General features: G+C 72.6%; 21 protein-coding genes. 6 read left to right on the top strand and 15 right to left on the bottom strand.

Annotated features, from left to right (window positions below):
- Nucleotides 1–4: 4 nt before the first annotated feature.
- A complete protein-coding gene (locus ACFY23_RS10080) occupies nucleotides 5–922 on the top strand; it encodes a neutral zinc metallopeptidase (protein ID WP_350685365.1) in 918 nt (305 codons plus the stop codon).
- Here the strand turns inward: ACFY23_RS10080 and ACFY23_RS10075 are convergent.
- Together ACFY23_RS10075 and ACFY23_RS10070 are read right to left on the bottom strand one after the other, a co-directional pair.
- Nucleotides 906–1,580, bottom strand: a complete 675-nt coding sequence (locus ACFY23_RS10075) for an acVLRF1 family peptidyl-tRNA hydrolase (RefSeq protein ID WP_350819019.1) — start codon at nucleotides 1,578–1,580, stop codon at nucleotides 906–908. The genes ACFY23_RS10080 and ACFY23_RS10075 overlap by 17 nt on opposite strands.
- A gap of 42 nt (nucleotides 1,581–1,622) precedes the next feature.
- Nucleotides 1,623–2,174 carry a TetR/AcrR family transcriptional regulator gene (locus ACFY23_RS10070; RefSeq protein WP_350685358.1) on the bottom strand — a complete coding sequence of 184 codons (552 nt, stop codon included), beginning with the start codon at nucleotides 2,172–2,174 and terminating at the stop codon, nucleotides 1,623–1,625.
- Between the two features lie 57 nt (nucleotides 2,175–2,231).
- Here ACFY23_RS10070 and ACFY23_RS10065 point away from each other — a divergent pair, with 57 nt between their 5' ends.
- Nucleotides 2,232–3,212 carry a DsbA family protein gene (locus ACFY23_RS10065; RefSeq protein ID WP_350685360.1) on the top strand — a complete coding sequence of 327 codons (981 nt, stop codon included), beginning with the start codon at nucleotides 2,232–2,234 and terminating at the stop codon, nucleotides 3,210–3,212.
- Between the two features lie 54 nt (nucleotides 3,213–3,266).
- Here ACFY23_RS10065 and ACFY23_RS10060 read toward each other — a convergent pair whose 3' ends face one another.
- The 10 genes from ACFY23_RS10060 to ACFY23_RS10015 all read right to left on the bottom strand — a co-directional run bounded on the left by ACFY23_RS10060 (nucleotide 3,267) and on the right by ACFY23_RS10015 (nucleotide 11,747).
- The gene (locus ACFY23_RS10060) at nucleotides 3,267–3,893 is read right to left on the bottom strand and encodes a LysE family transporter (protein ID WP_350819020.1); all 627 of its coding nucleotides are present in this window, start codon (nucleotides 3,891–3,893) and stop codon (nucleotides 3,267–3,269) included.
- A gap of 318 nt (nucleotides 3,894–4,211) precedes the next feature.
- Nucleotides 4,212–4,802, bottom strand: coding sequence for a sugar O-acetyltransferase (locus ACFY23_RS10055; protein ID WP_350686395.1), 591 nt, complete (start codon nucleotides 4,800–4,802; stop codon nucleotides 4,212–4,214).
- A gap of 101 nt (nucleotides 4,803–4,903) precedes the next feature.
- Complete coding sequence (locus tag ACFY23_RS10050; protein WP_350686397.1) at nucleotides 4,904–5,344, bottom strand: metal-sulfur cluster assembly factor; 441 nt, start codon at nucleotides 5,342–5,344, stop codon at nucleotides 4,904–4,906.
- Nucleotides 5,341–5,817: a Fe-S cluster assembly sulfur transfer protein SufU gene (gene sufU, locus ACFY23_RS10045; RefSeq protein WP_350686398.1), complete on the bottom strand. Its 477-nt coding sequence runs from the start codon at nucleotides 5,815–5,817 to the stop codon at nucleotides 5,341–5,343. Before sufU ends, ACFY23_RS10050 begins: the two co-directional genes overlap by 4 nt.
- A gap of 42 nt (nucleotides 5,818–5,859) precedes the next feature.
- The gene (locus ACFY23_RS10040) at nucleotides 5,860–7,164 is read right to left on the bottom strand and encodes a cysteine desulfurase (RefSeq protein WP_350686400.1); all 1,305 of its coding nucleotides are present in this window, start codon (nucleotides 7,162–7,164) and stop codon (nucleotides 5,860–5,862) included.
- 29 nt (nucleotides 7,165–7,193) lie between these two features.
- On the bottom strand, nucleotides 7,194–7,967 hold the full coding sequence (sufC, locus tag ACFY23_RS10035) for a Fe-S cluster assembly ATPase SufC (protein ID WP_350686401.1): 774 nt from the start codon (nucleotides 7,965–7,967) through the stop codon (nucleotides 7,194–7,196).
- Nucleotides 7,967–8,293, bottom strand: coding sequence for a non-heme iron oxygenase ferredoxin subunit (locus ACFY23_RS10030; RefSeq protein ID WP_350686402.1), 327 nt, complete (start codon nucleotides 8,291–8,293; stop codon nucleotides 7,967–7,969). The genes sufC and ACFY23_RS10030 overlap by 1 nt, the downstream gene beginning before the upstream one ends.
- A complete protein-coding gene (gene sufD, locus ACFY23_RS10025; protein WP_350686404.1) occupies nucleotides 8,293–9,435 on the bottom strand; it encodes a Fe-S cluster assembly protein SufD in 1,143 nt (380 codons plus the stop codon). Before sufD ends, ACFY23_RS10030 begins: the two co-directional genes overlap by 1 nt.
- A 126-nt stretch (nucleotides 9,436–9,561) precedes the next feature.
- Nucleotides 9,562–10,992 carry a Fe-S cluster assembly protein SufB gene (gene sufB, locus ACFY23_RS10020; protein ID WP_091105216.1) on the bottom strand — a complete coding sequence of 477 codons (1,431 nt, stop codon included), beginning with the start codon at nucleotides 10,990–10,992 and terminating at the stop codon, nucleotides 9,562–9,564.
- Entirely contained in the window at nucleotides 10,989–11,747 is a 759-nt protein-coding gene (locus ACFY23_RS10015) for an ArsR family transcriptional regulator (protein WP_350686407.1), read from the bottom strand. The genes sufB and ACFY23_RS10015 overlap by 4 nt, the downstream gene beginning before the upstream one ends.
- Before the next feature lie 98 nt (nucleotides 11,748–11,845).
- Here ACFY23_RS10015 and ACFY23_RS10010 point away from each other — a divergent pair, with 98 nt between their 5' ends.
- Nucleotides 11,846–12,808 (top strand): COX15/CtaA family protein, encoded by a 963-nt coding sequence (locus ACFY23_RS10010; protein WP_350686408.1) that lies wholly within the window; start codon nucleotides 11,846–11,848, stop codon nucleotides 12,806–12,808.
- A 167-nt stretch (nucleotides 12,809–12,975) separates the two neighbouring features.
- Here ACFY23_RS10010 and ACFY23_RS10005 read toward each other — a convergent pair whose 3' ends face one another.
- From ACFY23_RS10005 to ACFY23_RS09995, 3 genes are all read right to left on the bottom strand, one after another.
- A complete protein-coding gene (locus ACFY23_RS10005; RefSeq protein WP_350675946.1) occupies nucleotides 12,976–13,899 on the bottom strand; it encodes a hypothetical protein in 924 nt (307 codons plus the stop codon).
- A gap of 6 nt (nucleotides 13,900–13,905) precedes the next feature.
- The gene (locus tag ACFY23_RS10000; protein ID WP_350675948.1) at nucleotides 13,906–14,226 is read right to left on the bottom strand and encodes a hypothetical protein; all 321 of its coding nucleotides are present in this window, start codon (nucleotides 14,224–14,226) and stop codon (nucleotides 13,906–13,908) included.
- A gap of 336 nt (nucleotides 14,227–14,562) precedes the next feature.
- Complete coding sequence (locus tag ACFY23_RS09995) at nucleotides 14,563–15,522, bottom strand: heme o synthase (protein WP_350675951.1); 960 nt, start codon at nucleotides 15,520–15,522, stop codon at nucleotides 14,563–14,565.
- Between the two features lie 264 nt (nucleotides 15,523–15,786).
- Here ACFY23_RS09995 and tkt point away from each other — a divergent pair, with 264 nt between their 5' ends.
- The 3 genes from tkt (at nucleotide 15,787) to ACFY23_RS09980 (ending at nucleotide 20,926) form a co-directional block, all read left to right on the top strand.
- Nucleotides 15,787–17,925, top strand: coding sequence for a transketolase (gene tkt, locus ACFY23_RS09990; protein ID WP_350675953.1), 2,139 nt, complete (start codon nucleotides 15,787–15,789; stop codon nucleotides 17,923–17,925).
- Between the two features lie 16 nt (nucleotides 17,926–17,941).
- The gene (gene tal, locus ACFY23_RS09985; RefSeq protein WP_350675955.1) at nucleotides 17,942–19,120 is read left to right on the top strand and encodes a transaldolase; all 1,179 of its coding nucleotides are present in this window, start codon (nucleotides 17,942–17,944) and stop codon (nucleotides 19,118–19,120) included.
- Between the two features lie 156 nt (nucleotides 19,121–19,276).
- Entirely contained in the window at nucleotides 19,277–20,926 is a 1,650-nt protein-coding gene (locus tag ACFY23_RS09980) for a glucose-6-phosphate isomerase (protein ID WP_350675957.1), read from the top strand.
- The last annotated feature ends 36 nt before the right edge of the window (nucleotides 20,927–20,962 follow it).

Below are 20,962 nucleotides of genomic sequence, written 5' to 3'. Positions count from 1 at the left end.
AGACATGGAGCTGAACGAGAACGCGCGGATCGACACCAGCCAGGTGGACGACCGCCGAGGGTCCGGCCGTGGCGGCGGGCTGGGCGGCATCCCCATCCCGATCGGCGGCGGCCGGGGCGGCATCGTCGGCCTCGTCATCGCCGTGCTGGTCGCCCTCGTCGGTGGCGGCTTCGGCCTGAACGCCGCCACGAACGGCGGCGGGGACCCGCAGGGCGACAACACGTCGCTGGAGCAGAAGTGCGCGGCCGACGACGCGCTCCAGCAGCTCGACTGCCGCAACGCGCTCTACGTCAACTCCATCCAGGCGTACTGGCAGAAGGCGCTGCCCGAGGCGTTCGGCGAGCAGTACCGCCCGTCCCGGACGGTGTTCTTCAGCCAGGGCGTCAACACCGCCTGCGGGCAGGCCGACTCCGGCGTCGGCCCGTTCTACTGCCCCGCCGACGACCTCGTCTACATCGACCTCACCTTCTACCAGGTGCTCGCCCGGCAGCTCGGCGCGGAGGGCGAGTTCGCCCAGCCGTACGTGCTCGCCCACGAGTACGGCCACCACGTGCAGGACCTGCTCGGCACCGAGGCGCAGATGCGCCGCCAGCAGCAGCGCGACCCGGACAACGCCAACGCGCTCTCGGTCAAGCTGGAACTCCAGGCCGACTGCTACGCCGGCGCCTGGGCCAAGAACGCCACCGGCACCGCCGACGAAAGCGGCCAGAAGATCTTCACCCGCATCACCGAGCAGGACATCCAGCAGGCGGTCGACACCGCCGAGAAGATCGGCGACGACGCCATCTCCGAGCGGGCGAACCGGCCGGTGAACCCCGACGAGTTCACCCACGGCTCGTCCGAGCAGCGCAGGCAGTGGTTCACCCGCGGCTACTCCACCGGCGACCCGAAGTCCTGCGACACCTTCAGCGGCGCGGTGTGACCTCAGCGGGCGGAACGGGGTCGCGGACCAGGATCCGGACCGCCCGGGCGGCTGCGATCGCGCCGACCAGCACGGCGTGTCGGGGCTCGGGCACGTCCAGCAGCCGCTCCGCGCGCAGCGCCGCCAGCGGAGCGAGCCGCCGGTCTGCCAGCACGGTGTCCACCGCCCGCCGGTCGCCGCCGCAGACCAGCGCGCTCAGCGACGACGCCTCCGGCAACAGCAGCCGTACGGCCAACTCGGTCGCGTCGCCCAGCGCCGCCTTCGCCTGGTTGTCACGCCGCCGGGCGAAGCGCTGCTGGGACCATCCCCCGGCGGCGGTGCGGCCCTGCACGTAGCGGGTGTCCACCTTCGACACCGTCAGCTCCTCCCCCGCCGCGACGCCGACCGCCACCGCGCCCTTGCGGGCGAGCAGCAGGCCGATCCGGCGGGGCGTGGTCGCGGCGGCGACGAACCCGGGCACGTCGGACGTGGCCGGCGCCCCGGGCGGGGTGTGCAGCTCGGCGGTCGCGCCGTCCGGGGCGTCGAGCAGCAGGCCGTACGCCTGGACGATCGTGCTGGGCGGGCCGTGCCGGTCGGCGAAGCCGGCGACCCACCGGGCGACCCGGCCCGGGTCCACCTCGACCCATCGACCGCCGCCTACCGCCGGCCTGCCGACCACGGCAACCTCCTGGATGATGTGTGCGGGAAAACGTGGACCTGGTCAGCCACGGAGCAGCCGCCACGTCGCCAGCGCCGTCTCCGCGGCGCCGGCCGGGGCCTGCCCCGCCGTCCAGTTGGCGATGACGCCCGTGAGCGCGCCAGCGAGATAGGCGGCGTGGACGTCCACCGGCACCTCCGCGCGGCCCCGGTTCCGCTCCTCCAGACTCCTTCGCAGCTCCGCTGCGAGCCGGTCCCGCAGGCCGGCCGCGAAGCGGGCGCTGCCGTGCGGGGACAGCATCCGGCGGTAGAGGACCGCGTTGGCGGCGACGGTGTCGAAGAGGTCGCGCAGCGGCTGCGGCGGCTCGTCGCGCGGAGCGTCCAGCGGACAGAGCGCCGCGGCACGCGCCACCTGGGTGACCGCCTCCTCCATCGCGTCCGCGACGAGCGCGTCCAGGTCGGGAAAGTGCAGGTAGGTCGTGGCGCGGTTGACCCCGGCCCGCTTGGCCACCTCGGCGATCGTGATGTCGCCCAACTCCCGCTCGGCGGCCAACTCCAGGACGGCGGCCCGCAGCCTGGCCCGGGTCCGCCGGACGCGGGGGTCGGAGGAGTTCACGCGGCCACTATACGACACCCGTGGTTTACACGACATGTGTCGTGTAACGTGCCGGGCATGCGGATCGAGGTGTGGGCGGACGTCGTCTGCGCGTGGGCGTACATCGGCAAGCGGCGGCTGGAGCGGGCGCTGGCGTCCTGGGAGGGCGCCACGGTCGAGGTCGTCTGGCGGCCGTACCGGATCGACCCCGCCGCCCCCGCGCCCGGCGAGCCCCTGGCGGACGTGCTGCGGGACCCGACGGTGGACGCCGCACTCCAGCGGTGCGCACCGGATCTGACGCCCGGCGAGAACCGGGAGCGGGTATCCCGCATCGCGGCGGCCGAGGGCCTCGGCCCGCCCTGGGGAGCCGGCTGGCGGGCCAGCAGCCACAACGCCCACCGGCTCATCGCCCTCGCCCACGAAGCCGGCGGTACGCGGCTTCAGGACGCGGTAGCCGAGGAGGTCATGCGGGCCTACTTCGTGGACGCCCTGGACATCAGCCTCCCGGCGGTGCTGCACAAGGTGGCCCGGCGGGCGGGCTTCCCCGAGGGGAGCGCGCTGCTGGCCGGTGGAGGCGGCGACGCGGTCGTCCGGGAACTCGTACTGCGGGGCAGGGCCGCGGGCGTGGCGACGTCACCGACGTTCGTCGCGAACGGCGCGGCGCTGCGCGGCGCGCAGTCTCCGGAGGTGCTCCACGCCTTCCTGTCCGAGGCCGCCCGGCGCAGCCCGCGACAGCTCCCCGAGGAGGTCGAACGCCTCCGGCACGCGGAGGCGCTGCTGGATCTCGGCGACCCCCTCGGCGCCCTCACCCTGCTCGGGCCCCTGCTCGACGCCCACGGCGACGACCGTGGCACCCGGCTGCTCGCCGCCCGCGCGTACTTCCACTCGGCCCAACTCGGCCGGGCCCTGGCGATCCTGGAGCCGCTCGCCGCGGCCGCGCCGGACGACTCGTACGTGCAGCTGCTGCTCGGGCGGACCCTGCAGCGGCAGGGCGACGCCCGGCGCGCCGCCGTCCACCTGCGCCTGGCGGCGGCGATGTCCCCCGGCTACGCCGCCTGACCGCGGGCGCCGACCGCGGCCCGCACCGCCCGACCCGGGGCGCTCAGGCAACCCTCATCGCGGCAGCACCATGGCGATCGCCAGGGCCGTGACGAGGGCGCTGGAGACCAACGCCGTGACGCGGCGACCGCGCGGCCCGGTCAGCGCCCGCCCGACGAGGGTGCCCCCGCCGGCGATCAGCAACTGCCAGCTGGCCGAGGCGAGGAAGGCCCCCGCCACGAAGAGCAGCGCCTCGGCCGCCCCCGGATCCGCGCCGCCCTGCCGGCCGAGGACGAGGGCGGCGAAGTAGACCACCGTCGCCGGGTTGAGCAGGGTCAGCGCGAGCACGCCGGCGAACGCCCGGGGCGGGGTGTCCAGGCCCCGGCGGGCGCCGGCCGCCCCGGTCGCGGCACGCGGCCGCAGGGCCCGCCAGGCGGTGTGGCCGGCGAGGGCGAGCAGCACCACCGCGGAGACCACCCGCAACGGCCCGGCGACCGGGGCGACCAGCCCTGCGACGGCGGCGCCGCCGAGGGCCGCAATCGCGGCGTAGCACCCGTCGGCGGTGGCCACGCCGAGCGCGGCGGCGGCGCCGACCCGGAACGACGTACGCGCGCTGAGCCCGAGAATGAGCACGGCGATCGCCCCGACCGGGATGGCGACGCCGTAGCCGGCGACCAGACCGGCCAGGAACGAGCCGGTCATGACGGTCGGCGGCGGATCGAGGCGAACCCGGGGCGCGCCCGCTGTCGCCGCGCGGCGGTGGCCGCGGCGACGGGGGCGGGCTTCGTCGGGTACGTCTCGATCACGCCCCCGATCCTGCTCGCCCGTTCCGTCCCGCGCCACCACATTCCCGCGCCCGTCGCCGCCGCCGCGATCCTGCGGTTGCCGCCCGAGACGCATCGTGTCGGGACGCAGCCGATCGTTCGGTGGGAAGGCCCCGGCGGCGATTCGGCTGGGCACGAACGACGCGGTGAGCGGTGCGCCCGTGCCGGGGCGACAGCTTTCGCATCCGGGCGTGCGTCAGGGCCGGTAACCCGTCTTGTCGGCGTCGGTGATCTCGCGCAGCACCCGGGCCGGCGATCCGACGGCGATGACGTTGGACGGGATCGAGCGGGTGACCACGCTCCCCGCACCGACGATCGTGTTGTCGCCGATGGACACGCCCTGGTTGATGGTGACGCCGCCGCCGATCCAGACGTGATCGCCGATCGTGACCGGCTTGGCGTAACACGCGCCGGCCGCGCGTTCGGCAGCGTCGACGGCGTGGTTCGAGGTGTAGATGCCGACGCGCGGACCGAAGAGGACGTGGTCACCGATGGTGATGCCACCCCCGTCCAGCATCACGCAGTCGAAGTTGGCGTAGAAGTGGTCGCCGACGCTGATGTTGAAGCCGAACTCGCAGCGGAACGTCGGCTCGAAGTGACAGTCCCGCCCGACGGCGCGCAGCAGTCGCCGCAGGATCGCCTCGCGCTGCTCCTGCGGCTGCCCGAAGCTGTCGTTGTACTCGGTGGTCAGCAGCACGGCCCGCTGCCGAGCCTGTACCAGCTCGTCGGTGAGGTCGTTGTACATCCGGCCCGAGAGGATGTGCTCCCGCTGCGCTTCAAGCGTCACCGCGTGATCCTTTCATGATCCGCAAGGGTCGCCGTGGAAACGCGTCGAGCGCGTCGCCCCGACAGGGGCGACGCGCTCGACGAAGGACCGGTGTCGTCCGGTCAGACGTTGAAGCCGAGGGAGCGGAGCTGGTCGCGCCCCTCGTCGGTGATCTTGTCGGGGCCCCACGGCGGGAGCCACACCCAGTTGATCCGGATGTCGTCGACCAGCCCGCCGCCCGGGCCGGTGGTCAGCGCCTGGCGGGCCTGGTCCTCGATCACGTCGGTCAGCGGGCAGGCCGCCGACGTCAGCGTCATGTCCAGGGTCGCGACGTTGTCGTCGTCGACGTGCACCCCGTACACCAGGCCGAGGTCGACCACGTTGATGCCCAGCTCGGGGTCGACGACGTCCTTCATCGCCTCCTCGATGTCGGCGACGGCGGCCTTGCCGCCGCCGCCAGCGGCCGGCGCGGTGTCCCCGGCCGGCGCGGCGGCGTCCGTGGCCGGCGTCGCCGAGCCCTCGGCCGCCGGCGTCGCCGCGGTGGCGGTGTCCTCGCTACTCATGCCTTAACCTCCGAAGGGCTCACGCCCACGCCGGCGCGTGCCGCGGCGTCCTTGAACGCCATCCACGGCAACAGCGCGCACTTCACCCGGGCGGGGTAGCGGGCGACGCCCGCGAACGCGACCCCGTCACCGAGCACGTCCTCGTCCGGCGTGACCTGGCCACGGCCGGACATCAACTCCACGAACGCCTCGTGCACCCGGAACGCCTCACCCGCGCCCCGCCCGACCAGCAGCTCGTGCAGCACACTCGCCGACGCCTGGCTGATCGAGCAGCCCATGCCGTCGTACGAAACGTCGTGCAGCACGTCGCCGTCGGTGGCCACCCGGACGGTGACCTCGTCGCCGCAGGTCGGGTTGACGTGGTGCGCCTCGGCGACCCGGGTGCCCGGGTCACCCGCGTCACGCAGGCCACGGCCGTGCGGGTGCTTGTAGTGGTCCAGGATGATCTCCTGGTAAAGAGATTCAAGCTGCATCAGGCTGAACTCCCGTCGATCCGCGGGCTCCTGCGTCGCCGCTCACTCGAACACCTTCCGCGCCTGCTCCAGGCCCGCCACCAGGGCGTCGATCTCCTCGGTGGTGGTGTAGAGGTAGAACGAGGCCCGCGTCATGGCCGGCACGCCGAACCGGGTGCACACCGGCCGGGCACAGTGGTGACCCACCCGCACCTGCACGCCGAGCGAGTCGAGCACCTGCCCGACGTCGTGCGGGTGGATGTCGCCGAGGGCGAACGAGATGGTGCCGCCCCGGCCCACCGGCACGGTCGGCCCGAAGATCCGCAGGCCGCGCACCGTGGCGAGGGCGTCCAGCGCGTACGCCGTCAGCTCCTTCTCGTGCCACTGGATGGCCCGCATCCCGATGCCGGTGAGGTAGTCGACGGCGGCGCCGAGCGCGACCGCCTCGGCGATCGGCGGGGTGCCCGCCTCGAACCGGGCCGGCGGCGCGGCGAACGTCGACCCCGCCATCGACACCGTCTCGATCATCGACCCGCCGCCGAGCACGGGCGGCATCGCCGCCAGCAGCTCGGCCCGGCCCCAGAGCACCCCGATGCCCGTCGGGCCGCACATCTTGTGCCCGGTGAAGACGATGAAGTCGGCGTCGTAGTCGACCACGTCCATCGGCATGTGCGGCACCGACTGGGAGCAGTCGAGCAGCAGCAGCGCCCCCACCTCGCGGACCCGCTCGGTGATCCGCGAGGTGGCGTTGACGGTGCCGAGGATGTTGGACATGTGCACCAGCGAGACGATCTTCGTCCGCTCGGTGACCAGGTCGTCCAGCCCCGACTCGTCCAGGCGCCCGTGCTCGGTGACCGGGAACCAGCGCAGCGTCGCGCCGGTCCGCTCGCAGAGCAGCTGCCACGGGACGATGTTCGAGTGGTGCTCCATCTCGGAGATCACCACCTCGTCGCCGGGGCCGAGCCGGAACCGCGGGTCGGCGTCCGGGCGCAGCGAGGCGTTCGAGAAGGCGTACGCGACGAGGTTGATCGCCTCGGTGGAGTTCTTGGTGAACACCACCTCGTCCGCGCTCGGCGCGTTGACGAACGCGGCGACCTTCGCCCGCGCGCCCTCGTACGCCTCGGTGGCCTCCGTGCCCAGCGTGTGCACCGAGCGGGACACGTTGGCGTTGCGCGTCGCGTAGTGCTCGGCGAGCGCGTCGAGCACCTGCCGCGGCTTGTGCGAGGTGTTGGCGCTGTCGAGATAGACCAGCGGGTGCCCGTTGACCTCCCGGCCGAGGATCGGGAAGTCGGCGCGCACCTTCGCCACGTCGTAACGCGGCACGTCGTCGTACTGCGGCATCCCCGGCGGGATCGCGATGGAAGTCATGTCGACGGCCCCACCCATTCTCCGAGGACTCAGGCCCGCGCCGAACCGGCCCCGGCGACGTACCGCTCGTAGCCCTCTTCCTCGAGCTTGTCGGCCAGCTCCGGGCCGCCCTGCTCGACGATCCGGCCGGCCACGAACACGTGCACGAAGTCCGGCTTGATGTAGCGCAGGATCCGCGTGTAGTGGGTGATCAGCAGCAGGCCGGTGTCGCCGGTGTCGCGGACCCGGTTGACCCCCTCGCTGACCACGCGCAGCGCGTCGACGTCGAGGCCGGAGTCGGTCTCGTCGAGGATGGCCATCTTCGGCTTGAGCAGCTCCAGCTGCACGATCTCGTGCCGCTTCTTCTCACCGCCGGAGAAGCCCTCGTTGACGTTGCGCTGGGCGAAGGCCGGGTCCATCTGGAGGCGCTCCATGGCCCCGCGCAGCTCGCCGCCCCAGGTGCGCAGCTTCGGCGCCTCGCCGTCGATGGCGGTCTTGGCGGTACGCAGGAAGTTCGCCACCGAGACGCCGGGCACCTCGACCGGGTACTGCATGGCCAGGAAGAGGCCGGCGCGGGCCCGCTCGTCGACGGACATGGCCAGCACGTCCTCGCCGTCGAGGGTCACCGAGCCGCCGGTGATCTCGTACTTGGGGTGGCCGGCGATCGAGTAGGCCAGGGTGGACTTGCCGGAGCCGTTCGGCCCCATGATCGCGTGGGTCTCGCCCGAGCGGACGGTCAGGTCGACACCGGCCAGGATCGGCTTGAGCTCACCCTCGGGCAGCTTGACCGACACCTTCAGGTCGCGGATCTCCAGGGTGCTCATTATCGGGTCACTCCATTGCTCGGCGTGAGGCTGACGTAGATGTCGCCGTCGCGGACTTCGACGGGATAGACGGGAACGGGTTCGGTGGCGGGCAGCCCGGTCGGCTCGCCGGTCCTCAGGTCGAAACGGGAACCGTGCAGCCAGCATTCCAGCGTGCAGCCGGAGACCTCACCCTCGGAGAGGGCGACCGCGGCGTGCGAGCACTCGTCGTAGACGGCGTAGAAGGCGTCGTCCTCGCCGTGCACGATCGCGATCTGCGTGCCGTCGACGTCCGCGGCGATCGCGGTGCCCTTCGGCACGTCCTCGGTCGAGCAGATCTTGATCATCAGGCGCCGGCCTTGCTCAGCCGGGCCTCGATGGCGTCGCCGAGCCGCTCGCGCAGCTCCTCGACCGGGATCTTGTTGATCAGCTCGGCGAAGAAGCCGCGGACCACCAGACGCCGCGCCTCGGCCTCCGGGATGCCCCGGGCCATCAGGTAGAACAGCTGCTCGTCGTCGAAGCGGCCGGTCGCGCTCGCGTGGCCGGCGCCGGCGATCTCGCCGGTCTCAATCTCCAGGTTGGGTACGGAGTCCGCCCGCGCGCCGTCGGTCAGCAGCAGGTTCCGGTTGATCTCGTACGTGTCGGTGCCGGTCGCCTCGGCGCGGATCAGCACGTCGCCCACCCAGACGGTGCGCGCGCTCTCGCCCTGCAGGGCGCCCCGGTAGCCGACGTAGCTGCGGCAGTCCGGCACGCTGTGGTCGACCAGCTGGCGGTGCTCCAGGTGCTGCCCGGAGTCGGCGAAGTAGAGGCCGTACAGCTCGGCCTCGCCGCCCCGGTCGGTGTACTCCACCGACGTGTACTGCCGGACCAGGTCGCCGCCGAGGGAGACCTGGACGTGCACCACCTTGGCGTCCCGACCCAGCTTCACCTTCAGGTGCTGGGCCTGCACGGCGTCGTCGGCCCAGTCGGCGATGGTGACCAGGGTCAGCTTCGCCCCGTCGGCCACCGCCACCTCGACGTTGTCGGCCAGCGTCGCCGAGCCGGCGTGCTCCAGCACCAGGGTCACCTCGGCGAACCGGCCGACCTCGACGAAGGTGTGCCCGAAGGCGACGCCGTCGGCGCCGTCGCCGACCACCCGCAGGGTCACCGGGTCGGCGACCACGGCGTCGCGGGCGACCTGGACCAGCAGCGCCTGCCCGGCCCCGCCGTAGGCCAGCGCGCTGACCCGGTCGACGGGGGTTAGCACGCTGCCCACCCGGGGGTCGTCGGAGCCGATCCGCTCGACGGTCACGCCCTCGGGCAGGTCGCCGTACTCGTGGCGGACCGTGCCGGTGGCGGCCTGCGCCCCGCCGACCAGCCCGCGCAGGCGCTTGAGCGGGGTGAAGCGCCACTCCTCCTCCAGGCCCGTCAGGGCCGGGAAGTCGGCGACGTCGTACGAGCGGAGCGCCTGCGACTTGGTGCTGGGCGGCGCGGAAGCCTGGGTAGTCATCTCTTCCTTGGTCTGTTCTGCGACGACGGTGTCATTGATCGGAGGGTCGGTCCGGGCCCGCGCGGCCCGGACCGACGGGTCCGGGTTCGCGCAGCCCGCTCCGACGGATCGGGCTCGCGGTCGGGGTCAGCCGACCGCGCCCTCCATCTGCAGCTCGATCAGGCGGTTGAGCTCCAGGGCGTACTCCATCGGCAGCTCCTTGGCGATCGGCTCGATGAAGCCGCGCACGATCATCGCCATCGCCTCGTCCTCGCTCAGGCCCCGGCTCATCAGGTAGAAGAGCTGGTCCTCGCTGACCTTGGAGACGGTGGCCTCGTGCCCCATCGACACGTCGTCCTCACGGATGTCGACGTACGGGTAGGTGTCGGAGCGGGAGATGGTGTCGACCAGCAGCGCGTCGCACTTGACCGTGCTGCGGCTGTTGGTCGAGCCCTCCAGCACCTGCACCAGGCCCCGGTACGAGGTGCGGCCGCCACCCCGGGCGATCGACTTGGAGACGATGGTCGAGGAGGTGTGCGGCGCGGCGTGCACCATCTTGGCGCCGGCGTCCTGGTGCTGGCCCTCGCCGGCCATGGCCACCGAGAGCACCTCGCCCTTGGCGTGCTCGCCGGTCATGTAGACCGCCGGGTACTTCATGGTGACCTTGGAGCCGATGTTGCCGTCGATCCACTCCATGGTCGCGCCCTCGTGGCACACCGCGCGCTTGGTGACCAGGTTGTAGACGTTGTTCGACCAGTTCTGGATGGTCGTGTAGCGGCACCGGGCGTTCTTCTTGACGATGATCTCCACCACGGCGCTGTGCAGCGAGTCCGAGGAGTAGATCGGCGCGGTGCAGCCCTCGACGTAGTGCACGTACGCGCCCTCGTCGACGATGATCAGCGTCCGCTCGAACTGGCCCATGTTCTCCGTGTTGATCCGGAAGTAGGCCTGCAGCGGGATCTCCACGTGCACGCCCTTCGGCACGTAGATGAACGAGCCGCCGGACCAGACGGAGGTGTTCAGCGCGGCGAACTTGTTGTCGCCGACCGGGATCACCGTGCCGAAGTACTCCTTGAACAGGTCCTCGTGCTCCTTGAGGGCGGTGTCGGTGTCGAGGAAGACGACACCCTGCTCCTCCAGGTCCTCACGGATCTTGTGGTAGACGACCTCGGACTCGTACTGCGCCGCGACGCCCGCGATCAGCCGCTGCTTCTCCGCCTCGGGGATGCCCAGCTTGTCGTAGGTGTTCTTGATGTCCTCGGGCAGGTCCTCCCAGCTGGTGGCCTGCTTCTCCGTGGAGCGGACGAAGTACTTGATGTTGTCGAAGTCGATCCCGGTGAGGTCGGCGCCCCAGGCCGGCATGGGCTTGCGGTCGAACAGCCGCAGGCCCTTCAGCCGCAGGTCGAGCATCCAGGCCGGCTCGTTCTTCTTGGCCGAGATGTCCCGCACCACCGCCTCGTTGAGGCCGCGCTGGGCGACCGCCCCGGCGACGTCGGGGTCGGCCCAGCCGTACTCGTAGCGACCCAGGGCGGCGAGCTGCTCTTCCTGGGTCAGGGGCTGGACGATCTGCTCGGTCATCTATCTGTCCTCACAGTGGTGACGGTCTTACCGGACTGGGCACGCCCCGGCTGGGCGGGAATGTGCGTGGTGCACACCCCGTCGCCGTGCGCGATGGTGGCCAGGCGCTGCACGTGGGTGCCGACCAGGCGGGAGATCACCGCGGTCTCGGCCTCGCACAGCTGGGGGAACTCGGCGGCCACGTGCGCCACCGGGCAGTGGTGCTGACAGAGCTGGCCGCCGGAGGCGATCGTGGACGCGTTGGCAGCGTAGCCCTCGGCGGTCAACGCCCCGGCGAGCGCCTCGGCCCGCGCGAGGGGGTCGTCGCCGGCGTCCTCCATGGCGGCCCGGCAGCGGGCCTCCAGGGCGGCGACCTGGTCGGCGGCGAACGCCTCGACCGCCTCGGCGCCGCCGTTGCGCGCGATCCAGCGCAGCGCGGCGGTGGCCATGTTGTCGTAGTGGTGGGTGCCGCAACGGCCCCGGGCCGCGTCGGTCAGCAGGAACACCTTCGCCGGGCGGCCCCGGCCCCGGTGACCGCGGACCGTCTGGTCGCGGGCGACCACGTCACCGTCGGCGAGCATCGCGTCGAGGTGCCGCCGGATCGCGGCCGGGCTGAGCCCGAGCGCCGAGCCGAGCTGCGCGGCGGTGGTCGCCCCCCGCTCCAGCAGCAGCCGGGTGACCCGGTCCCGGGTGGGAAGATCGCCGGCGGACACGGACTGACCGGCGGCCGGGGCGGCCGCCGGCTGGTGCCCGGAGAGCGCCGCCGCGTTTTTCACAACGCCCACGTTACGTAATTCGCCGGGGGGTCGCAAACCCGGGTCCCGGTGATCCGAGCCACCGCGCCGGCGGAGTCGCACGAACCTCGATCACTACGGTGCGTAGGATTTGCGCCGTGACTCCATCCGTCCGGTTCCCGGTCTCCACCGCCCTGCTGCGCCGTCTCGCGCTCGCCTCGATCATCGCGAACGTGGGCATCGTCGTCACCGGCGGGGCGGTCCGGCTCACCCAGTCCGGCCTCGGCTGCCCCACCTGGCCCCGGTGTACCGACGAGTCGTACGTGGCAACCGCCGAGATGGGCATCAACGGGGCGATCGAGTTCGGCAACCGACTGCTCACCTTCGCGGTCGGCGTCATCGCGCTGGCGGTGCTGGTGGCCGTGCTGCTGCACCGCCCCCGCCGCCGGGACCTGGTCCCCCTCGCGGTCGCCGTGCTCTTCGGCATCCCGGCCCAGGCGGTCGTCGGCGGCATCACCGTGCTCACCGACCTCAACCCGTGGGTGGTGGGCCTGCACTTCCTCGCCTCGATGCTCGTGATCGCGGCCGCGTACGCGCTCTGGCGGCGGGTCAAGGACCCGGTCGGCCCGGCGGTGGCCGTGGTGCCGGCGCCGCTGCGGACCCTGGCGGTGATCACCACCGTGGTCAGCGCGGCGGTGCTGGTGATCGGCACCTGGGTGACCGGCAGCGGCCCGCACGCGGGCGACCACGGGGCGGCCCGCAACGGCCTCGACCCGGAGTCGATCTCCCAGGTGCACGCCGACAGCGTCTTCCTGCTGATCGGCCTCTCCGTGGCGCTGGTCTTCGCGTTCCGCGCGGTCGGCGCGGCACGGGCCGCACGGGCCGCCCTGGTGCTGGTCGCGGTGGAGCTGGGTCAGGGCCTGATCGGCTTCGTGCAGTACTTCACCAACCTGCCGGCGCTGCTGGTGGGCGCGCACATGCTCGGCTCCTGCCTGGTGCTGCTGGCCACCCTCTCGGTCCAGTGGGCCACCCGCGAACGCCGCCCCGTCGCGCCGGCCCCGGACCCCGCCCCCGCCGAGGACGCCGTCCCGGTCGCCGCCTGACGGGCGCCCGGTCGGCGACCGACGGCGGCGACGGCCACCGGCCTGCGCGCCGGGCGGTCCGCACCGTCCGCACCGTGGCCGGCGGGGCCCGGCTCGGTCGCCGAGACCCGTCGACGGGGCCAGCCGACGCCGAGAGGGGCATGAACCGCCCGGCGCCCGGCGTCGGGTCAGCGTGGCGGGCGGCGCAGGTGGGTCAGGATCGCGCCGGCCAGGCGGTCGGCGGCGCCCTCGGCGTACCCGAGGAACAGCGACGGCTCGGTCAACTCCAGCTCGACCAGGATCGAGGCGCCGTCCGGGCCGGGGATCAGGTCGACCCGGGCGTAGAGCAGGCGCTCCGGCCCGCCGGGCACCGCCGCGAGGGCCCGCTCCGCCACCGCCAACTGCTCCGGGGTTGCCGTCCGCGGGGTGATCTCCTCGGGCTTGTAGAGCCCCTCCACGCCCAGGTCCGGCCCGGTGAGCATGGGGCCCTTGCGGATCGCGTGACTGTACGCCAGCCCGTCCGGGCCGGCCAGGAAGAGCAGCGCCGTCTCGCCGACGGTGTCGACGGCGGCCAGGTACGGCTGAACCATGGTCACGCGGCCGGCCGCCGCGAGGCGCCGCACGTGCGCGACGGCCAGTTCCCGGTGCTCCGGATCGGCCAGGTCGTACCGGCCCGTGTCCTGGCTGCCCGCGCTGATCGACGGCTTGAGCACGTACTCGCCGGAGTCGGCGGGCGGCTGCCAGCTCTGCCCCGGCTCCACCCAGGTGGTGGGCACGGTCGGCACGCCCGCGGCGGAGAGCTCGGCGAGATACCGCTTGTCGGTGTTCCAGCGGACCACGTCGGCCGGGTTGGCCAGGGCCGGGACGGCGGCCGCCCAGGCGACGAACTCGTCGCGGCGGGGCATGTAGTCCCACGGCGAGCGGAGCACGGCCAGGTCGTAGCCGGCCCAGTCGGCGGTCGGGTCGTCCCAGACCACCGGTTCGGCGGTCACGCCGTGGCGCGCGAGCGGGTCGAGCACCAGGCGGTCGTCGGCCTCGAGGTCGGGCAGGTCGGCACAGGTGACGAGAGCGACCCGGGGTTCCCCCCGGGTCGACTGGTGGTGGTCGGTCAATTTATGTCAACGGGCCATCGAGCGCCGGGCCATCGACCGCCAGAGGTCGTTGCTCGGACGCATCTGGTCCATCAGTTCACGCTCCCAGGCGTTCTCGACGGCGACTCCCGCCGTCGCGCATGCCTGCCGCGCGACGACCGTGTCCTCCGCGAACTGGTCACCCCACACCCCGTCCTCGCCCACGAGGACGATGCGTGCGCCGCGCTTGCCGACGTACTCGATGACCGCCTTCGCCCCGCCGTGTCCGGCGGCGAACGACTTGATGCCCGCGACCAGGCCCTGGGGGGCCTGTTCGGCCGTCAGCGTCGTATCGGAACCATCTGCCATGACGCGAAGCGTAAGCAGACTTCCACCCGGCCGGGCGAGAACCATGAAGCTTTTGTGATGCCGATTACCTGAAGGTTTAAGGAAGAGCACAGGTGAATCGCCCGGTTTTATCCGGACTTACCGCCCCAAAGCGCCGCCGCGAACCGGTGCGGCCCGGGGCACACCGAACCGTTCGGACCGATGCCCACGCTGCCGCGGATGTGACAAGAAACCCGGACAAGGCATACACGATGCGGATTTGCCGGGGCGCAAGCCGGGCCGACCACCGGCCGGCCAGCCGGGACAGCGTCGGCGCGGCGGCGGTGGCCGGCATGGGGTGCGCGGGGCCGCCCGGGATCAGATCAGCGCGTCGAGCGCGACGGCGGCGAAGAGGATCGTCAGGTAGGTCGTCGACCAGTGGAACAGCCGCATCGGCTTGACGGCCTGGCCCCGCGAGACCCGACGGGCCAGCTTGTGCGCCTCCACCAGGAAGATGCCGCCGACCACCAGGGTGGGCACGCCGTAGATGGCGCTCATCCCCAGCGGCCACACCGCCAGCGAGGAGGCCACGGTGAGCCACGCGAAGATGATGATCTCGGCGTTGACCCGACGGGCGGAGGCCACCACCGGCAGCATCGGGATGCCGGCCCGGGCGTAGTCGTCCTTGTACTTCATCGCCAGCGGGTAGAAGTGCGGCATCTGCCAGAAGAAGACCACCGCGAACAGCGCCCACGCGGCAGGCGCCAGCGACCCCGTCACCGCCGCCCAGCCGATCAGCACCGGCGCCGCCCCGCAGGCGCCGCCCCAGAACGTGTTCGCCGCCGTGGTGCGCTTGAGCCAGAGGGTGTAGACGAGGTCGTAGTAGGCGATCGCGGCCAGGGTGAGGCCGGCGGCGAGCAGGTTGGTGAACGCCGCCATCAGCGCGACCGACACCACCGCCAGCACCAGCCCGAAGACCAGCGCGTTGCGCGGCGACACGGTGTGCGCCGGCAGCGGGCGGCGCTTGGTGCGCCGCATCAGCTGGTCGATGTCCCGGTCGATGTAGCAGTTGATGACGCTGGCCGCGCCCGCCGCGAGCGAGCCGCCGACCAGCACCACGGCCATCAGCCAGAGCGACGGCATGCCGCCGTCCGCCAGCATCATCGCCGGCACGGTCGTGACCAGGAGCAGCTCCACGATCCGCGGCTTGGTCAGCGTCACGTATGCCGAGACCACTGCGCGGACGTCCCGTCGACCGACAGTCGGGGCCTCCGCCGCCGCGCGCACCGGCGACTGCCCGGCAGAGTTGCTGACGGGGCGCTCGGTGATCATGCTCACGGATTGCCACCTTCCGGCGTCGGCAGGGGAGGTCGGATCGGCCGGACCCGACTCGGGCCACACACCGCACCACAGACTACGCGCTGTCGTTTTGGCTGCCCGGGCGACCCGACAACGGTGCGGGGCGTCACACCGCCGATCGAACCACCGATCCTCCCGGACCCGCACACACCTGCATGCAGAGATCCCCGGGCGGACGTTTAGGACCGCTCGATAGGGTCATCAGTGAGGGTTCCGCCCATCTGCCGAGGAGCACAAACCATCGTGGCTGCCAACCGACCCGAGCACCCCGCACTGAACTGGTCCGACCTCGACCGCCGGGCCGTCGACACCGTCCGCGTGCTGGCCATGGACGCCGTGGAGAAATCCGGCAACGGCCACCCGGGCACCGCGATGAGCCTCGCGCCCGCGGCCTACCTGCTCTTCAACCGGGTCATGCGGCACAACCCGGCCGACCCGAACTGGCCCGGCCGGGACCGGTTCGTGCTCTCGGCGGGCCACTCCAGCCTCACCCTCTACATCCAGCTCTTCCTCTCCGGCTACCCGCTCAGCCTCGACGACCTCAAGTCGCTGCGGCAGTGGGGCTCGCTCACCCCGGGCCACCCGGAGCACGGGCACACCCCGGGCGTCGAGACCACCACCGGCCCCCTCGGGCAGGGCCTCGGCAACGCGGTCGGCATGGCGATGGCGGCCCGCCGCGAGCGTGGCCTGTTCGACCCGGAGGGCGAGCCGGGCTCGTCCGTCTTCGACCACGACATCTGGTGCATCGCCTCCGACGGCGACATCGAGGAGGGCATCAGCCACGAGGCCAGCGCCCTCGCCGGCCATCAGCAGCTCGGCAACCTCTGCGTGATCTACGACGACAACGAGATCTCGATCGAGGACGACACCCGGATCGCCATGAGCGAGGACGTGGCGGCCCGCTACGAGGCGTACGGCTGGCACGTGCAGACGGTCGACTGGCGCACCGGCGACGCCGACCAGGGCGACTACCACGAGGACGTGGAGGCCCTGCACCAGGCGCTGCTGGCGGCGAAGGCCGAGACCGGCCGCCCCTCCTTCATCGCGCTGCGCACCATCATCGGCTGGCCCGCGCCCAACAAGAAGAACACCGGCAAGATCCACGGCTCCGCGCTCGGCGGCGACGAGGTGGCCGCCACCAAGCAGATCCTCGGCTTCGACCCGGCGCAGTCCTTCGAGGTCGACGAGAAGGTGCTCGAGCACGCCCGCCTGGTGATGGAGCGCGGCGCCCGCGCCCAGCAGGAGTGGACCGCGGCGTTCGACGGCTGGTCGAAGGCCAACCCGGAGCGCCGGGCGCTCTACGACCGGATGGCCGGCCGGGCGCTGCCGGACGGCTGGACCGACGCCCTGCCCGAGTTCCCGGCCGACGCCAAGGGCATCGCCACCCGGGCCGCTTCCGGCAAGGTCCTGGAGGCGCTCGCCCCGGTGCTGCCCGAGCTGTGGGGCGGCTCGGCCGACCTCGCCGAGAGCAACAACACCACCATGAAGGGCGAGCCGTCCTTCATCCCGGCCGCCTGGGCCACCAAGGAGTTCCCGGGCCACGAGTACGGCCGCACGCTGCACTTCGGCATCCGCGAGCACGCCATGGGCGCGATCCTCAACGGCATCGCCCTGCACGGCGGCACCCGCCCGTACGGCGGCACCTTCCTGGTGTTCAGCGACTACATGCGCCCCTCCGTACGGCTCGCCGCGCTGATGAAGCTGCCGGTGGTCTACGTCTGGACGCACGACTCGATCGGCCTCGGCGAGGACGGCCCCACCCACCAGCCGGTGGAGCACCTGACCGCGCTGCGCGCCATCCCCGGCCTGGACGTGGTCCGCCCGGCCGACGCCAACGAGACCGCCTGGGCCTGGCGGTGCGCGCTGGAGCACACCGACCGGCCGACGGCGCTGGCGCTCAGCCGCCAGGCGCTGCCGACCTTCGACCGGTCGACGCTGGCCGGCGCCGAGGGCGTGGCGAAGGGCGGCTACGTGCTCGCCGAGGCGTCCACCGGCAAGCCGCAGGTGATCCTCGTCGGCACCGGCTCCGAGGTGCAGCTCTGCCTGACCGCGCGGGAGCGGCTGGAGGCCGACGGCACCCCCACCCGGGTCGTCTCGATGCCCTGCCAGGAGTGGTTCGCCGAGCAGGACGAGGCGTACCGGGAGTCGGTGCTGCCGCGCGGGGTAAAGGCACGGGTGAGCGTGGAGGCGGGCATCGCCATGTCCTGGCGGCACCTCGTCGGCGACTGCGGCGAGAGCGTCAGCCTGGAGCACTACGGCGCCAGCGCCCCGCACTCCATGCTCTTCGAGCAGTTCGGGTTCACCCCCGACCGGATCGTGGCCGCCGCGCACGCGGCGCTGACCCGGATGGGCGACATCACCGGTTTCACGACCGGCAACTGAGGGGAGCGTGGACGGCATGACGGACAGGCTTGGTGAGCTGAGCGCCGCGGGTGTGGCGATCTGGCTCGACGATCTTTCCAGGACGCGACTGAGCTCCGGCGGGCTGGACCAGCTCCGCCGGGAGAAGCACCTGGTCGGGGTGACCTCCAACCCGACCATCTTCGCCAAGGCGCTGAGCGACGCCGACGAGTACGACTGGCAGCTGAAGGACCTCGCCCTCCGTGGGGTGGAGGTCGAGGAGGCCGTCCGCATGCTCACCACGTACGACGTGCGGTGGGCGTGCGACGTGATGCGGCCGGCGTACGACGCGAGCGCCGGAGTCGACGGCCGGGTCTCCATCGAGGTGGACCCGCGGCTGGCCCACGAGACGGAGAAGAGCGTCGCCGAGGCCGGGGCGCTGTGGTGGTTGATCGACCGGCCCAACCTCTTCATCAAGATCCCGGCCACCGAGGCCGGCCTGCCGGCGATCACCGCCACCCTGGCCCAGGGGATCTCCGTCAACGTGACGCTGATCTTCGGGCTGGACCGCTACTCGCAGGTGATGGACGCCTTCCTGGCCGGCCTGGAGCAGGCGAAGGCGAACGGCCACGACCTGAGCAAGATCGGGTCCGTGGCGTCGTTCTTCGTCTCCCGCGTCGACACCGAGGTCGACAAGCGGCTGGAGAAGATCGGCTCCGACGAGGCCAAGGCGCTGCGCGGCAAGGCCGCCGTCGCCAACGCCAAGCTGGCGTACGAGCGCTACGGCGAGGTCTTCTCCTCCGACCGTTGGCAGGCCCTCGCCGACGCCGGCGCGCACCCGCAGCGGCCGCTGTGGGCGTCGACCTCCACCAAGAACCCGAACTACCGGGACGTCATCTACGTCGAGGAGCTGGTCGCGCCCGGCACCGTCAACACCATGCCGGAGCCGGTCATCCACGCGTACGCCGACCACGGCGAGACCCGCGGCGACACCATCACCGGCTCGTACGACGAGGCCCGCGAGGTCTTCGCTGGCCTGGAGTCGGTCGGGGTCGACATGGCCGACGTGATCGCCACCCTGGAGCGCGAGGGCGTGGAGAAGTTCGAGGCGAGCTGGCTGGAGCTGCTCGACGGCGTGCGCAAGTCGCTGGCCGCCGCGGGCAAGGGCACCGGCCACCCGGGCAAGGCCGCGAAGGGCAACGCGCAGGCCGCGCAGCAGGCGGGAGGCAACGCGTGAGCGAGCGGAGCGAGCGAACCATCAGGCACAGCAGCGTGGCGCCTCGCGCCGCCGCCGAGCGGAGCGAGGTGGCGGCGTGAGCGAGCGGAGCGAGCGAACCATCAGGCACAGCAGCGTGGCGCCTCGCGCCGCCGCCGAGCGGAGCGAGGTGGCGGCGTGAGCGACGTGCTCGCCGGGCCGGTCGAGGCGGCCGCCGGGCTCGCCGTGTACGGGGCCGACACGGTCGACAAGTCGGCTCCGGCCTCGACCCGGGACGCGCTGGTCAAGGCCGGCGTGCCGGGCAAGCTGGCCGAGAAGGACCCGACCCTGTGGGGCCCGGACGCCGAGGCCGAGGCGAAGATCCGCCTCGGCTGGGTGGACACCCACCGGCGCAGCCGGGAGCTGCTCCCCCAGCTAGCCGAGCTGAAGGCGGAGCTGGCCGACCTGGACCACGTGGTGCTCGCCGGCATGGGCGGCTCGTCGCTGGCCCCGGAGGTCATCGCGCGCACCCTCGGCAAGCAGCTGACCGTGCTCGACACCACCGACCCGGGGCAGGTCCGGGCGGCGCTGGCCGACCGGCTGGAGCGCACCGTGGTCGTGGTGGCCAGCAAGTCGGGCTCGACGGTGGAGACCGACAGCCACCGCCGGGCCTACTGGCAGGCGTTCCTGGACGCCGGGATGACCGAGGCGGAGGCCGGCCGGCACTTCGTCATCGTCACCGACCCCGGTTCGCCGCTGGAGGCCACCGCCGCCGAGATGGGCGCCTTCACCGTGCTGGCCGATCCGAACGTGGGCGGCCGCTACTCGGCGCTGACCGCGTTCGGGCTGGTCCCGTCGGCCCTGGCCGGCGTCGAGGTGGCCGAGCTGCTCGACGAGGCGGAGGCGCTGTCCCGGTCGCTGGGCGGCGACCGGGACAATCCGGGCCTGGCCCTGGGCGCCGCCCTCGGGGCGGCGGCCACCATGGGCCGGGACAAGGTCGCCCTGATCTCCGACGGCACCGGCATCGACGGCCTCGGCGACTGGGCGGAGCAGCTCATCGCCGAGTCCACCGGCAAGTCCGGCGTCGGCATCCTCCCGGTCGTCGTGGAGTCCCCGGAGAGCCCCGGCGCCGGCGGCGCCGACGTGCTCACCGTGACCTACGGCGGCGCGCTGGCGACCGACGCCGTCCCGGGCGGCGGCACCGGCCCGGACGTGGCCGTCAACGGCCCGCTCGGCGCGCAGTTCCTGGTCTGGGAGTACGCCACCGCGATCGCCGGCGCGGTGCTCGGCATCGACCCGTTCAACCAGCCCAACGTCACCGAGTCCAAGGAGAACACCAACAAGATCCTCGCCTCGGGTCCGCCGGCGGAGACGCCGTCGTTCACCGAGGGCGCGATCGAGGTGTACGCGCCGCAGGGCGCCCCGGGCGACCTGGCCGGCGTGCTGCGCTGGCTGGTCGACGGGCTGGCCGGCGACGGCTACCTCGCGGTGATGGCGTACCTCGACCGGTTCGCCGACGCCGACGCGGCCCGGCTGCGGCCGCTGCTGGCCGGGGCCTCCGGGCGGCCGGTCACCTTCGGCTGGGGGCCGCGGTTCCTGCACTCCACGGGCCAGTACCACAAGGGCGGCCCGCAGGTCGGCAGCTACCTCCAGCTCACCGGCGCGGTCACCGACGACCTGCCGGTGCCCGGCCGGCCGTACACCTTCGGGGAGCTGCAGGCGGCGCAGGCCGCCGGCGACCGGCAGGCCCTGGCCGGGCGGGAGCGCCCGGTGGTGCGGCTGCACCTGACCGACCGGTCCGCGGGCGTGGCCCAGCTACTCGATGCGGTCGGGGCGCTGCGGGCGTGACGATGAGAACCCTGGACGACGCGGAGCGAGGAGGCG

Origin of the sequence: Micromonospora sp. NPDC000121 (assembly GCF_042899165.1) — a bacterium.
GTDB lineage: Bacteria > Actinomycetota > Actinomycetes > Mycobacteriales > Micromonosporaceae > Micromonospora.
The sequence above is the reverse complement of the archived record's forward strand: the minus strand, read 5'-3'. Positions and strand labels throughout refer to the sequence as shown.

What these genes read in the sequence shown, in the direction of transcription:
- sufB (WP_091105216.1), bottom strand. Translation starts at nt 10,992, where the DNA reads ATGACCGAGCAGATCGTCCAGCCCCTGACCCAGGAAGAGCAGCTCGCC.
- sufC (WP_350686401.1), bottom strand. Translation starts at nt 7,967, where the DNA reads ATGAGCACCCTGGAGATCCGCGACCTGAAGGTGTCGGTCAAGCTGCCC.
- ACFY23_RS10030 (WP_350686402.1), bottom strand. Translation starts at nt 8,293, where the DNA reads ATGATCAAGATCTGCTCGACCGAGGACGTGCCGAAGGGCACCGCGATC.
- ACFY23_RS10000 (WP_350675948.1), bottom strand. Translation starts at nt 14,226, where the DNA reads ATGGCAGATGGTTCCGATACGACGCTGACGGCCGAACAGGCCCCCCAG.
- ACFY23_RS10080 (WP_350685365.1), top strand. Translation starts at nt 5, where the DNA reads ATGGAGCTGAACGAGAACGCGCGGATCGACACCAGCCAGGTGGACGAC.
- sufU (WP_350686398.1), bottom strand. Translation starts at nt 5,817, where the DNA reads ATGCAGCTTGAATCTCTTTACCAGGAGATCATCCTGGACCACTACAAG.
- tal (WP_350675955.1), top strand. Translation starts at nt 17,942, where the DNA reads ATGACGGACAGGCTTGGTGAGCTGAGCGCCGCGGGTGTGGCGATCTGG.
- ACFY23_RS10040 (WP_350686400.1), bottom strand. Translation starts at nt 7,164, where the DNA reads ATGACTTCCATCGCGATCCCGCCGGGGATGCCGCAGTACGACGACGTG.
- ACFY23_RS10065 (WP_350685360.1), top strand. Translation starts at nt 2,232, where the DNA reads ATGCGGATCGAGGTGTGGGCGGACGTCGTCTGCGCGTGGGCGTACATC.
- sufD (WP_350686404.1), bottom strand. Translation starts at nt 9,435, where the DNA reads ATGACTACCCAGGCTTCCGCGCCGCCCAGCACCAAGTCGCAGGCGCTC.
- ACFY23_RS10050 (WP_350686397.1), bottom strand. Translation starts at nt 5,344, where the DNA reads ATGAGTAGCGAGGACACCGCCACCGCGGCGACGCCGGCGGCCGAGGGC.
- ACFY23_RS10060 (WP_350819020.1), bottom strand. Translation starts at nt 3,893, where the DNA reads ATGACCGGCTCGTTCCTGGCCGGTCTGGTCGCCGGCTACGGCGTCGCC.